This window comes from Ruegeria sp. AG1 (genome assembly GCF_056541705.1).
In genome coordinates, this window is the sequence record NZ_JBQFYU010000015.1 from 22,618 (window position 1) to 34,283 (window position 11,666).

An 11,666-nucleotide genomic window follows, 5' to 3' on the forward strand; every position below is an offset into this window, starting at 1 on the left:
CCAATATGGCATGGGGCCTTTGCCAAAATGGCGAGTTGTGAGCGCTACCAAATGCCCTTATCTCTGCATTGCAGAATAAATACTGCATTGCAGCAATGGACGAGGCAATATCATGGCAATTACTCGATCAAACAGCGCGCTGGATGTCGTTTTCGAAGCTGGCCGCACGTTCTTTCATCAAAAGCTGGACACGATACGCAAGGCACAGGCCAAACGCAGGGTTTATCGCGAAACTTACTATGAACTCTCGGTGCTATCTGACCGTGACTTAATAGATTTGGGTATCTCGCGAAGCAGCATCAAAAATCTTGCGTTGGAGGCCGCCTATGGCTGTTAACACCCAAGCCCCTGCTACGTATCGCGATCACGCGATCGCCCAATCAATCGCATTCTTGGTGTGGATCAGATCCACAACTAAAGCCGCCTTGAAGGCACTGAAAATGGCCCGGATGCTCTCTGCGCTTTCGAATATGAGTGACTACCAACTCGCTCAGATCGGAATTTCGCGATCTGAGATCCCGGAATATGCCGAAAAACTAATGGCTGAAGAATAGAGAAGTGGGTCTTCAGGTCAGAAGATTGCACAAGTTTGCTGGTCCTCGCTCCTCCCAGAGTAAGCCAGCATAAGCGGCGGCGAAAAAGCCAACGGGGAGCGCCATCGCAAAGGGCCAGCATTTTCACCTCCTCCCGAAAATGCTGGCCCATACCAACCTGCCAAACAGGAAACGCGAAAATTGAAAGTCATGAGAGCACTACAGGACCCGATCGTTCGTCGTCTCCGTTCTGGCGATCAAAGTAACATCTGTAATCATTTTCTGTAGTTAGATATCGAAACGCGGCGAGCACGGTTTTTTGGAGTCGTCAACGCCAATTACGTCTTGAGCTACGCACAGAACATCCTTCGGCATGACAGTATCGCTTGTGGGGCGTTTGTCTGGGGCCAATTGAGGGGCCTTGTGGAACTGCGCGGCCTCTTTCATTCATGGCCATCAAAGCCAGAGGCTGCATTCTCTGTCGAAGCCGAGTGCCGAGGCCTTGGGATTGGCGACGCTTTGGTTCAACAGATGTACGCGATGGCGCAGAACAGAGGCGTCCGGACTATCCAAATGATGTGCCTGAAGGAAAACCGCCACATGCGCTATCTTGCGGCGAAACATAACACGCAGTTTGTAGCCTACGCGGATATTGTTGAAGCAATCTTGCACCTCAACTGGCCGACGCCCGCGTCAATTGCCATAGAGATTATCGCTGAAGCTAGGGCACACTCACATCTGCTTTTTACTATGACGACCAATGGCACACTGCGTATTGCGGTCGTTTGATTGGGCTTAAGCGAATGAGCTTTTCTAGTGCCTTTATTGTTTCAGTGTTAGAGTTACCTTTCTTCAGATAGTGGCCGTGCGACGCGCATATTCCACCTTAAACACAAGTCGGGATTTACCGCCTCAAGCTGTAACACGCAGTGCATCGACAGGAACTAGCGCTCCTTTGGCTTGGATCACGTAGCTGGCCAATTTGCAGCCCAACGATATCCCTGCGCGGAAATCACTTTTCTCCGATACGCTGAGCAAAACGCCAGCGTTGAAGCTGTCACCAGCGGCTGTTGTATCAATAGCGGTAGTTTCCGGCTTAGTAGGCACCTCCCCTCTAATATTCCCATCTTTATAAACCACAGAATGCTCGCCGTTCTTTACGACGATCCGCTCCACACCAAGTCTTGCATATCGTTCAAGAGTCGCGGTCGGACAGTCGTCATTAAACCACGCGCTTTCATCGTCAAAAGACGGCAACACGATATCCGAGAGCTCAGCAGCGCGCATGATTGAACGCTTCATTTCTTCGGTACTCGACCAAAGTTTGGGTCTGATGTTCGTATCGAAAGCCACGGTTTTCCCTACATCGCGACCCCTTTGGAGAGCACCAAGTAGATTTTCACGCGATTGAGGACCAAGAATTCCCAGCGTAATTCCTGAGTAATAGATCAAATCCGCTTTTTCGATAGCACGGTCAAGCGCATCTGGGTCGTCCGCAAGCCGTTTGGCTGCAGAGCTGTTGCGCCAGTAGGAAAAACTACGCTCGCCGTTGGAAAGGTGGATCATATAGAGACCCACGGTTCCTTCCGAAATTTCGCAAATGTGAGAGGCATCGATGCCTGTTCTGTCAATGAAGGCTCGCATTTCGCGAGACAGTTTGTCGTCACCAACTGTCGTGAAATAAGCGACCTCTGTATTTGGTGATATATTCGCTAAATACCAAGCCGTGTTGAACGTATCACCAGCGTACCCGATCTTGAACTCCCCTGGACCGCCCAGGGGAGCAAGTTCCGCCATGCACTCGCCTATTGCTAAGATACGCATGGGTTCTACAAAAAATCGTTACGCCGCGGAGTGAAGCTATCTACGAGCTTTCCTGGTTCGAGGCAAACACATCCGTGGGTTTGATCTGAAGGAATGATAAAACTGTCTCCTGGCCCGAACTCTTGGTCACTTTCGCCCAAAGTGAACCGGAACCGGCCACTTTCGACATAGGTTGACTGGACATGCGGATGGCTGTGCAACGCGCCTATCGCACCTGCTTTGCTAAACCGAAAGGCAACAACCATGAGATTGGGATGATCAGAGAGAACTTGCCGTGTGACATTCTCTCCTGTCGAGACAACTGGAAATTCAGGCAAGGTGTACCTCCACTACGCTATGAGAAAAGCATTCCACCATTCAGATCGACATTAGCTCCTGTAATGAAAGCACTGTCGTCGCAGGCTAGGAATAGGACAAGGTTTGCGACATCCTCAATGGAGCCCTGACGTTTCATTGGCGCAGCGGCTTCGAAGCCGCGACGTCCCGCGTCCGGTGTGTGGATGTTATGAAAATCGGTATCTATCATCCCAGGGCACAGCCCATTGACCCTGATATCCGGGCCCAGCTCTTTGGCCAAACCCCGCGTCAGCGTCATGATCGCGCCCTTTGAGGTCGCATAGGGAACTGAGCCGGGGCCACCACCATCGCGAGCAGCTTGGCTTGCCAAGTTGACAATTGCACCGCTTTTCATATGAGCCAAACAGGCGTTGGTCATCATGAAGTTGCTGGTCAGGTTCAAGTCCATCACATACCGCCAATGTTCAAGTGAGGACTCTGCGACTGTTTTGCGGGCAACCAAACCGCCCGCATTATTGACCAAAACGTCAATACTGCCGAATTCCGCGAGAGATCGCGCCACCAATGCGTCAACGTCGCTTTTCTGCGTTAGGTCTCCTTGAAGCGCGAACGCGGTCCCGCCATTTGCTTTGATCTTGGCCACAACGTCCTCAGCGCCTGCGCTGCTGGCAAAATAGTTTATTGCGACGTTTGCGCCCTCGGAGGCAAGCTTGAGAGCGACTGCTGCACCGATATCGCGGCCGGCTCCAGTTACAATTGCCGATTTTCCAGCGAGTTTCATGGGCATCCCTCATCTTTGCTCAGCTTTGAAAGTAGTCGTGTGCCATTGTGGGTCGCCTAAGCTGCACCGCGTTTGACGAACATGTCGTAGATTTCGGGTACATTGCCTTCGCCCATCCCTGCATCAAGCGCCGTTTGAAGATTTGCGGAAGTGCCTTCAGCGATTTCGGAGCGCGTTCCAATGTCAGCAATCATCTGAACGAAGTAGGCGATGTCCTTGTTGGCATTGCTGATCGAAAACCCAAGATCACTTACGCCGTCGACGGCGTAATTCTTGCAAAATTTCATGAATGGAGAATTGGACGGGCCCGCAGACATGATCTCAAAAAGCTGCTGGCCATCGATGCCCGCTTGTTTTGCAACTGCAAATGCCTGGCTCATGGTACACGCTGTTGTCATACCCATGAAGTTGTTGATCAGCTTGGTCGTATGTCCCGCGCCGAGTGTGCCAAGATGGAACACGTTCTCGCCCTGCACGTCGAGCACAGGTTTGACCTTTTCAAACGTTTCGATATCGCCCGCTGCCATAATGTTCAGCAAACCGTCCTTGGCGTGCATAGGTGAACGCCCCAACGGCGCGTCGAGCATCCCCGCCCCTTTTTTCGCAAGGTCAGCGCCAATTTTCTTTGTTGACGCTGGAATGGACGTTCCGAAATCTATGACCACCGCGCCTTCTTTGATCCCGGCGAGAATACCATTCTCGCCGTAGATCAGGCTTTCGACCACGTCAGATGTTGTCACGCAGAGCATGACGATATCACTGGCCGCGGCGAGTTCCCTAGGGGTGCTCACCTCGACCGCTCCGCGCGCAACGGTTTGGGCAACCGCCGCTTTGTTGCGGCCCATAACCATAAGATCAAAACCATTTTTTTGGAGGCATTCAACCATCTTGCTGCCCATTTGGCCTAGGCCAATAAAACCGATTTTTGGATTCGACATATGCGCCTCCTAAGCGTTTAGGTTTTTCATTTTGGAAAAGACATCGGCCCCAGCTTGGGCGACGTCATGATCTTGCGCAGGCGAGCCTGAGCTAACACCAATGCCGCCGACGACATCAGAACCAGCAAGCACTGGAAATCCGCCGGCAACGGTCACCATACGTCCGCCTAAGGCCGAGGCGATGCCATGCGCTGGCATTCCCGGTTGACTGACTTCACCCAAGGCTTGCGTGCTCTTTTTGATGCCGCTTGCGGTATAAGCCTTGTCGATCGCCAGATTGACGCTGGTAGTCTTGGCGCCATCCATTCGCTCAAATGCGATGAGGATACCGCTCTCGTCGGTAACAGCGATGCACATAGGTACCCCGATATCTTCGGCTTTGAGCCTAGCGACCGCGATCAGCCGTCGCGCCTCTTCAATGTCCAATCGTTTGATATTCAACATAGCGGCGTCCTTTGGGCTTTATGGGCCGATTAGGAGAGTGGGAAGTGTGAGGGAGATGGCAGGAACGAAGGTGATCAGCATCAGCGCTGCGAAGATCGCAAGGTAGAAAGGCCAGATCGTTCTAATGGCTTTTTCCATCGGCAACTGGCCAACCGCACAGCCTACAAACAGGCAGGTCCCGACCGGAGGCGTGCAAAGCCCCAGACCAAGGTTCACCAGAAGGATCATGCCAAATTGCAGCGGATCGATCCCCAGCATATTCATCACCGGTAAGAAGATCGGCGTGCAGATGAGGATCAAAGCTGCCATATCCATAATCATGCCAAGCAGCAAAAGAACGGCATTGATCATCAGCAAAATCAGGATCGGGTTCTCGGTTATACCCAAAAGGAACTCGACCGTTTTGGTTGGTACGCGGTTGTAGGTCAGCATGTACGCGAAGGCCCCGGCACAGGCGATCAGGATCATGACCATCGACGTTGTGCGCACTGAGGAAATTACAGCCGTCTTAAAGGCATCCCATGACAGGCTGCGGTAGACGATCAGCGTGACAACAAAGGCATACATAGCCCCGAACGCACCGGACTCTGTCACAGTAAAGATGCCTGACAGGACACCTCCGACGATAATGACGGCAGTCAGCAAGCCGGGGATGGAGCCGATAAACGCGTACGCCAGCGCCGTCCATCCTGGAAACCGTTCAGCCTGATAGCCGCGCTTTACTGCGACCACATATGCAGCAATTGCCAAGCAACAGCACATCAGGATGCCGGGGACCACGCCCGCCAAGAACAGCTTGGAAATTGACACCACACCACCCGTTGCAAGAGCAAAGATGATCATATTGTGACTGGGTGGAATGATGATCCCGGCGATAGAAGACGTCACCGTCACATTTACCGCATAGTCAGCATCGTATCCCTTGTCTTTCATAACGGGGATGAGAATTGAGCCCAGCGCGGAGATGTCCGCGATCGCCGAACCTGAAATCCCGCCAAAAAGCATGGAGGAAAACACGTTTACAATGCCAAGCCCGCCGCGCACGGCACCGACAGCAGCTTGCGCGAACCTGACCAATCTAACGGCTATCCCGCCGTGGAACATCAGCTCGCCAGCGAAAATGAAAAACGGGATCGCCATAAGCGAAAAAACGTTGATTCCCGCCACTATTCGTTGAAAGCCGACGAACAACGGCAAACCTTCATACCAAAACGCAGCCAAGGCAGAAATCCCAAGTGCGTAAGCGACCGGAGTGCCGATTATGACAGAAAGGGCAAAGACCCCGAGAAGAACTGCAAGTCCCATGATTAACCCTGATCTATACTGTCTTGACGCGCATCCTCGCCCAGAAACAGGCGGATCAGATGACCGGTGGAAAACAGAAGGACCAATGCTCCGCTAATTGTCATAGGCAGGGATCTCAGGCCCTCGGGCCATTGAATAAGCGGGATCAACGTGCCCCATTTGAATTCGGTCAATTCAAGCCCATACCAGAACATCATCGCGCCAAATCCGGCTAGCAGCATATCTGTGATGCAGACAAAGACTGTTCGTACTTTCGGCGGCACCATCCCCCGAAGAAGAACAACAGAGAGGTGGGTATGGTTGTGCACTCCGGCTGCTGCGCCGAGGAAGGCAATAACCATGACAAGTAAAAGCGATACCTGTTCAACCCAGGTGGGCGTGTCATTGAGGACGTACCGGCCAAAGACCAGCCACGCGAAGATGGCGGTCATAGTCACGATGGCGACGCCGGCCAACACGGTACAAAGGCGGGCGAGCAGGTCGAGGAAGAAATCCATCCTCCGTAGAAACTCTGATGTCTTGCCTGAAACTTGCATGCCGCCCCCTTTTTTGGTTTTACGAGTCCGGCTTCTTTGAAGGAAACCGGACGCGCTTAACTGTTTTCGCTTTGGCAAATCACTCAGTGGCCTGAGCCATCTCTACCAACGCTTTCATATCTGGGTTGGCAGCGAGGTAGTCGGCATAGACTACGTCCATCGCGGACTGGAACGGGCCCTTGTCTGCGATTTCGTTGACTGTGATGCCAGCCGCTTCAACGTCAGAGCGCGCTTGCTCAGATCCAACAGCCCACAGTTCGCGCTGATACAGAGCCGCTTCTTGTGCCGCACTACGTACAGCTTCCTGTAGTTCGGGGCTAAGCGCGTTGAACTTGGCTGTATTCACACAGATGCACTCGGGGATGATCAAATGCTCAGACAGGGAATAGTGCGACGTCACTTCGTAATGGCCGACATTTTTGAACGACGGGAAGTTGTTCTCCGCCCCATCAACAACGCCTGTTTTCAGTGCCTGTTGTACTTCCGAAAAAGCCATGGGAGACGGATTTCCACCCATCGCCGAAATCATCGAAGTGTAGAGATCGTTGTTCATAACTCGGATCTTCAGGCCTTCCACATCGGCTGGAGAGTTGATTGGTTTCTGGCTGTAGAATGACCTGGCTCCAGCATCAAAATATGCAAGGGGAAGAACTCCAGCCTCACCCATCGCTTCGGCAACGACCGCACCAGCTTCACCTTCCATCACGCGGAACATGTGCGGCACACTTTTGAAGATGAATGGAAGCGATACAAGGTTTGCCTCTTTGACCATCGGACCAATCGGGCCAAGGTTGAAGTTGCCAACCTCGATGGCTCCAATTCGCACTTGCTCCAGCGCATCGGGCTGCGAGCCAAGAACGCCGCCGTGGAAAACATCTACCGTGACTTCACCATCTGTGGCTGTGTCAACAAGCTCAGCAAATTTGTCCATCGCCGCCGTATTGGGGTGGCCGTCATTGTGAATGTTCCAAGCGCGCCAGCTTTCAGCCGATGCTGAAGAGGCGATCAGTGCAACGGTTACTGCTGCAAAAAGCGATTTCGTAGAAGTCATGGGTCTCCTCCCGTTTTTTCTGAGCAGCAACAGGCCAAAAGGTGTCGTCTGGAGGATGAAAGTCGCAAAACTTCCTGCTTCCTCCCAGAGCCGGAATCACTGCTGCACTCATAAGGACACTAGTATCCAAGTTGTGTCAACAACTCGTTTGAAACATGTGACGGCCTTGACTTCAATGGTTACAGGCTCTTTGATATTAACCGAAAAAGCCTTGCTGAAATACGTACGAAGTATGGCTTTTAGATATATAAAACAGTGCCTTAACCACCCATCAGATCGTGGTGGCAGGATTATGAATCAGAGGATGAAAGAAAAAATCGTGGACGGAATTAGAACCCGAACAACCACTGATGCCGTCTACGAAACACTGCACGATCAGATCGTTTCGCTCGAAATTCTTCCCGGTACAAAATTGTCCGAGACGGAAGTCGCACGTCGATTCGGCGTATCTCGCCAACCTGTTCGCAACGCCTTCACCAGGCTTGGAAATGAGGATTTGCTACTTATCCGACCTCAAAAAGCAACCGTGGTGCGCGGCTTTTCAATGGATCGCCTAGAGCTTGCTCGTTTGGTGCGAAGGGCCGTCGAACTTGAAATAGTTTACATGGCGGTTGAGACTTGGGATTCAGATCGGGATGCGAAGCTAAGCGAAAACTTAGCCCTTCAGGAGAATGCTCTGACGCAAGGGGATCTATCTGCCTTTCACGCGCTCGATTACGATTTTCACAAACTAATCTACGTCCTTGGCGGCAACCCGTTAGCGTTCGAAGTTATGCTGGAATGCAAACAAAAAGTAGATCGTCTCTGTATGCTTGGTCTTGAGAAAGATCGCGAGGCGAATTCCATTTTGGAAGACCACTATGAGATCGCAAATGGGCTTGCCTCGCGGGATCTGTCAAAAGCGCAAAACGCAGTCAGAAAACACTTATCCCGCCTCGACGACACTATCGCGTTTATTCATGAACGCCATCCCGAGTACTTTGAATAAGTTCGGAAACTCGTACCGCTAACTTCATTCAATATCCGGCGCCGACAAAGTGCCTATCGTGCCGGCCGGATGCTCGTTATTCTTAGCGTTTTTTTTCGTTGTTGGGGATCAGGGAATTTGCAGCATAAATCTCCGAAAATATACAGATCTGGGTGCCGTCAGACGAATTCGAACCAGTTTCAGTGTGCCTAGGAAACAGCGAACCTATCTGGAACAAAGTTGACGCCACAAGCTAAGAGTGGCGGAGCGGGTCAGCTTGAAGGTGTCTCGGCTGGCTAGCGATCTTTCCTGGTTGAATTGGTTGCACAAGGAGGAATGGACAGAGGCGAATTTCTGTAGACTTCGCATGCGCCTGAAACGCTGCATCGCGCGTCCGCGTCGTCGGAAAAGAAGGTGCGAGTTCTCGACGCGGTTGTTGAACCACCTGCCCGTCTGCTGTTTTTCGGTAGCGCCTAGTTCTCTGAGAGCAGCCCGACACGACGCGAAGCGATCCGTTACGATCTCTTCTGAACAGCCATGGCTGTTTCATCAATTTCTTGAAGAATTTCAATACCGCCTGCTTGTTTCGGTGTTTGGTGACAACAGCTTGCAGCACCTTGCCTTCATGGCCAACAGCCCGCGAAAGATAATGCCGCTTGCCATTCACCTTCAAGAAAACCTCATCCGGGTGCCACTTCCATTTCGAGAACGCGCGCAGTTGTTGCACCCGCTTCCGTCTGATCTCAGCAGCAAACTTCGGGTCAAACCTGTTCCACCAATTTCGGACAGTTTCGGGCTCACATCGATGCCTCGCTCATGCAGCAGATCTTCGACATTCCGAAGCGAGAGCGGGAAACGGATGTACAGCATCACAGCAAGGCGAATGATTTCGGGACTATTTTAAAGTATTTGAAAAAGGCAGATCTGGTCATCGGAAAAAGCTACTCAACCACCTTGCCCCGCTCGAGCAAAGTTTTTCTGACAAGACCGTTGGACAAACCGCAGTTGGACAAACCTAAGACCCGAACTAATCTACCGCCTTTTTTCGAATGAGCGATCAGGTTCTCCTACCAGACAGTTCAGTACCCACGGGTAGCTTGTCGTGACATAGTATCCGTACTGGCCATCCACAGTCATGCCATTGCACTTATCTAGATCGCCAGCCCCAGTGAACTCGTAGTCGTTTATATATGTGCCGTCCGGAGTACCGCCCGGCCCGTTAGGCGGCGCAGGCCGAGGCGTAGTTTTGAGTTGGTAGCCGGAAATCGCAGGTCTTATCGCACCATTGCTGTCTTTGAATATCGTCCCGTAGATCGGAAAGCCGTCAGCTGCAAAACCAATAACTGGAGACGGCTTATCAAGGTCGTGATCCAAAAACAGTGCATTTGGATTGGAATGGTAGTGATACCTGCCATCGGGCTGGGCATGGGCATTGTGCAGATCTACACCAAAATACTGATCGTAGGACGGCGGATCAAGCAGCCATGGATCAGTGTCTCGACACCCCGCCAATACATTGCCGTTCTTGTCTGCTCGCGGGCCGCTCGGGCGATAACACCCAGCCGAAAGCAAATCGACCGGCACGCCATTCAACAAAATGGCATCATAACTCCGTTGCGACAGCGCGGTTTGGTTGCTGGCCTTCTCCGGATTTCTGGGAATCCGAAAAGTGCCAGGCAATTCGCGTACATTGTTAGCGAAGTTGGCTGTAGGCCCATTGAAATCATGGTTAGGAATGCCATTGGTCTTGAGGGTACAGTGCTGGCTTTCTGCCGAGATTTCGATTTCGGAGTTAAACCGTTGTTGGCGCGTGACGTCTTCCACCGAAGCGGAATACACTCCTGCATAATCCGCGCAGTCTCCGGACCGGTTGCTGAACAAAAGATTGGTGATGTCTTGGGTTACGTTTTGCGCATGAGCCTGCAGGGTCATAAATCCTGTCAGAAGCGCACTGATTATCAATACTTTCAATCGCATTGCTCAATCTCCTTGGGCTTTCGGAAATTCCAAAAAATGTTAATGATGAGAGTTGTTTTTGGTCATCCTACCTTCAGAAGGCGACGCGGTCTCCTCCCTTTAAGTCTAGGATTTCCCTTGCTTCATCTGGGGTCGCGACCTGAGTGCCCAGATCTTCTACAATACGTCGAATTTTAGCGACTTGCTGAGCGTTGCTTTCGGCCAACTTTCCACGTGAGATGAACAAGCTGTCTTCTAGACCAACGCGAAGATTGCCGCCCATCTGACTTGCAGTGGTAGCAAGCGACATCTGCGCACCGCCGGCTCCGAGAACGGACCAGCGGTAGTCATCACCGAACAGGCGATCTGCTGTGCGTTTCATGAAGATCAGGTTGTCGACCTCAGGCCCGATACCACCGAGGATTCCAAAGATGAATTGAACGAAAATAGGTGCTTTGAACAACCCGATATCCATGCAGAATTTTAAGTTATACAAGTGGCCAACATCGTAGCATTCATGTTCGAATTTGATGTCATGCGGCGCGAGCGTTTCTGCCGCTTCGCGAATGTCCCGGAACGTATTGCGAAAGATGTTCTGATCGGAGTTCGCGACATAGTCTTTCTCCCAATCAAATTTCCAATCATCATCGCCATACCGGTTGGCCAATGGGTGAAACGAGAAGTTCATCGAACCCATATTCATCGAGCACATCTCGGGGCTGAAAGTCTTGGCCGGGTTGATCCGGTCTTGAATGGATAGTGTCAGCGATCCTCCAGTCGATAGGTTCACAACGGCATCGGTCGCCTGTTTTATGCGAGGCAGAAATGGCGCAAAGTCATTTGGGTCGACGGATGGCGACCCGTCCTTGGGATTTCGCGCATGCAGGTGGAGGATCGACGCTCCGGCCTCGGCGGCCTCGATCGCCTGCCGCGCGATGTCGTCATAGGAGTACGGAAGTGCATCCGACATAGTTGGTGTGTGGATCGCTCCTGTTACAGCACATGTGATGATGGTCTTTTTCTGACGGGCCATT

General features: G+C 51.9%; 14 protein-coding genes and 1 pseudogene. 4 read left to right on the plus strand and 11 right to left on the minus strand.

Annotation, left to right across the window (positions count from 1 at the left end; all coding sequences use genetic code 11):
- Positions 1-112 precede the first annotated feature (112 nt).
- The 3 genes from ACR0B5_RS20165 (at position 113) to ACR0B5_RS20175 (ending at position 1,322) form a co-directional block, all read left to right on the plus strand.
- Positions 113-337 carry a DUF1127 domain-containing protein gene (locus ACR0B5_RS20165; RefSeq protein ID WP_170375908.1) on the plus strand — a complete coding sequence of 75 codons (225 nt, stop codon included), beginning with the start codon at positions 113-115 and terminating at the stop codon, positions 335-337.
- Positions 327-554 carry a DUF1127 domain-containing protein gene (locus ACR0B5_RS20170; RefSeq protein ID WP_480542923.1) on the plus strand — a complete coding sequence of 76 codons (228 nt, stop codon included), beginning with the start codon at positions 327-329 and terminating at the stop codon, positions 552-554. Before ACR0B5_RS20165 ends, ACR0B5_RS20170 begins: the two co-directional genes overlap by 11 nt.
- A gap of 324 nt (positions 555-878) precedes the next feature.
- Positions 879-1,322, plus strand: a complete 444-nt coding sequence (locus ACR0B5_RS20175) for an N-acetyltransferase family protein (RefSeq protein WP_480542925.1) — start codon at positions 879-881, stop codon at positions 1,320-1,322.
- Positions 1,323-1,445: 123 nt separating this feature from the next.
- Here the strand turns inward: ACR0B5_RS20175 and ACR0B5_RS20180 are convergent, their stop codons facing one another.
- The 8 genes from ACR0B5_RS20180 to ACR0B5_RS20215 all read right to left on the minus strand — a co-directional run bounded on the left by ACR0B5_RS20180 (position 1,446) and on the right by ACR0B5_RS20215 (position 7,739).
- Positions 1,446-2,357 carry a sugar kinase gene (locus ACR0B5_RS20180; RefSeq protein WP_480542927.1) on the minus strand — a complete coding sequence of 304 codons (912 nt, stop codon included), beginning with the start codon at positions 2,355-2,357 and terminating at the stop codon, positions 1,446-1,448.
- 5 nt (positions 2,358-2,362) lie between these two features.
- On the minus strand, positions 2,363-2,674 hold the full coding sequence (locus tag ACR0B5_RS20185) for a cupin domain-containing protein (RefSeq protein ID WP_480542929.1): 312 nt from the start codon (positions 2,672-2,674) through the stop codon (positions 2,363-2,365).
- 17 nt (positions 2,675-2,691) lie between these two features.
- Entirely contained in the window at positions 2,692-3,435 is a 744-nt protein-coding gene (locus ACR0B5_RS20190) for an SDR family NAD(P)-dependent oxidoreductase (RefSeq protein WP_480542931.1), read from the minus strand.
- Positions 3,436-3,491: 56 nt separating this feature from the next.
- Positions 3,492-4,373, minus strand: coding sequence for an NAD(P)-dependent oxidoreductase (locus tag ACR0B5_RS20195; RefSeq protein WP_480542933.1), 882 nt, complete (start codon positions 4,371-4,373; stop codon positions 3,492-3,494).
- 9 nt (positions 4,374-4,382) lie between these two features.
- Positions 4,383-4,817, minus strand: a complete 435-nt coding sequence (locus ACR0B5_RS20200; protein ID WP_480542935.1) for a GlcG/HbpS family heme-binding protein — start codon at positions 4,815-4,817, stop codon at positions 4,383-4,385.
- Positions 4,818-4,835: 18 nt separating this feature from the next.
- Positions 4,836-6,122, minus strand: a complete 1,287-nt coding sequence (locus tag ACR0B5_RS20205) for a TRAP transporter large permease (RefSeq protein WP_170375920.1) — start codon at positions 6,120-6,122, stop codon at positions 4,836-4,838.
- Between the two features lie 2 nt (positions 6,123-6,124).
- Entirely contained in the window at positions 6,125-6,658 is a 534-nt protein-coding gene (locus ACR0B5_RS20210) for a TRAP transporter small permease (protein ID WP_480542937.1), read from the minus strand.
- A 79-nt stretch (positions 6,659-6,737) separates the two neighbouring features.
- A complete protein-coding gene (locus ACR0B5_RS20215; RefSeq protein ID WP_480542938.1) occupies positions 6,738-7,739 on the minus strand; it encodes a TRAP transporter substrate-binding protein in 1,002 nt (333 codons plus the stop codon).
- A 274-nt stretch (positions 7,740-8,013) separates the two neighbouring features.
- Between ACR0B5_RS20215 and ACR0B5_RS20220 the strand changes: the two genes are divergently transcribed.
- A complete protein-coding gene (locus tag ACR0B5_RS20220; RefSeq protein WP_480542940.1) occupies positions 8,014-8,697 on the plus strand; it encodes a GntR family transcriptional regulator in 684 nt (227 codons plus the stop codon).
- Between the two features lie 204 nt (positions 8,698-8,901).
- Here ACR0B5_RS20220 and ACR0B5_RS20225 read toward each other — a convergent pair.
- From ACR0B5_RS20225 to kce, 3 genes and pseudogenes are all read right to left on the minus strand, one after another.
- A pseudogene (locus ACR0B5_RS20225) lies at positions 8,902-9,608 on the minus strand (IS6 family transposase).
- 100 nt (positions 9,609-9,708) lie between these two features.
- The gene (locus ACR0B5_RS20230) at positions 9,709-10,653 is read right to left on the minus strand and encodes a YHYH protein (RefSeq protein ID WP_480542942.1); all 945 of its coding nucleotides are present in this window, start codon (positions 10,651-10,653) and stop codon (positions 9,709-9,711) included.
- A gap of 73 nt (positions 10,654-10,726) precedes the next feature.
- Positions 10,727-11,665 carry a 3,5-dioxohexanoate:acetyl-CoA acetone transferase gene (gene kce / locus ACR0B5_RS20235; RefSeq protein ID WP_480542944.1) on the minus strand — a complete coding sequence of 313 codons (939 nt, stop codon included), beginning with the start codon at positions 11,663-11,665 and terminating at the stop codon, positions 10,727-10,729.
- Between the last annotated feature and the right edge of the window lies 1 nt (position 11,666).

Bases quoted from the DNA above. Each gene is read 5' to 3' on its own strand.
- ACR0B5_RS20195 (WP_480542933.1), bottom strand. From the start codon at position 4,373: ATGTCGAATCCAAAAATCGGTTTTATTGGCCTAGGCCAAATGGGCAGC.
- ACR0B5_RS20165 (WP_170375908.1), top strand. From the start codon at position 113: ATGGCAATTACTCGATCAAACAGCGCGCTGGATGTCGTTTTCGAAGCT.
- ACR0B5_RS20205 (WP_170375920.1), bottom strand. From the start codon at position 6,122: ATGGGACTTGCAGTTCTTCTCGGGGTCTTTGCCCTTTCTGTCATAATC.
- ACR0B5_RS20190 (WP_480542931.1), bottom strand. From the start codon at position 3,435: ATGAAACTCGCTGGAAAATCGGCAATTGTAACTGGAGCCGGCCGCGAT.
- ACR0B5_RS20180 (WP_480542927.1), bottom strand. From the start codon at position 2,357: ATGCGTATCTTAGCAATAGGCGAGTGCATGGCGGAACTTGCTCCCCTG.
- ACR0B5_RS20210 (WP_480542937.1), bottom strand. From the start codon at position 6,658: ATGCAAGTTTCAGGCAAGACATCAGAGTTTCTACGGAGGATGGATTTC.
- ACR0B5_RS20230 (WP_480542942.1), bottom strand. From the start codon at position 10,653: ATGCGATTGAAAGTATTGATAATCAGTGCGCTTCTGACAGGATTTATG.
- ACR0B5_RS20200 (WP_480542935.1), bottom strand. From the start codon at position 4,817: ATGTTGAATATCAAACGATTGGACATTGAAGAGGCGCGACGGCTGATC.
- kce (WP_480542944.1), bottom strand. From the start codon at position 11,665: ATGGCCCGTCAGAAAAAGACCATCATCACATGTGCTGTAACAGGAGCG.
- ACR0B5_RS20220 (WP_480542940.1), top strand. From the start codon at position 8,014: ATGAAAGAAAAAATCGTGGACGGAATTAGAACCCGAACAACCACTGAT.
- ACR0B5_RS20170 (WP_480542923.1), top strand. From the start codon at position 327: ATGGCTGTTAACACCCAAGCCCCTGCTACGTATCGCGATCACGCGATC.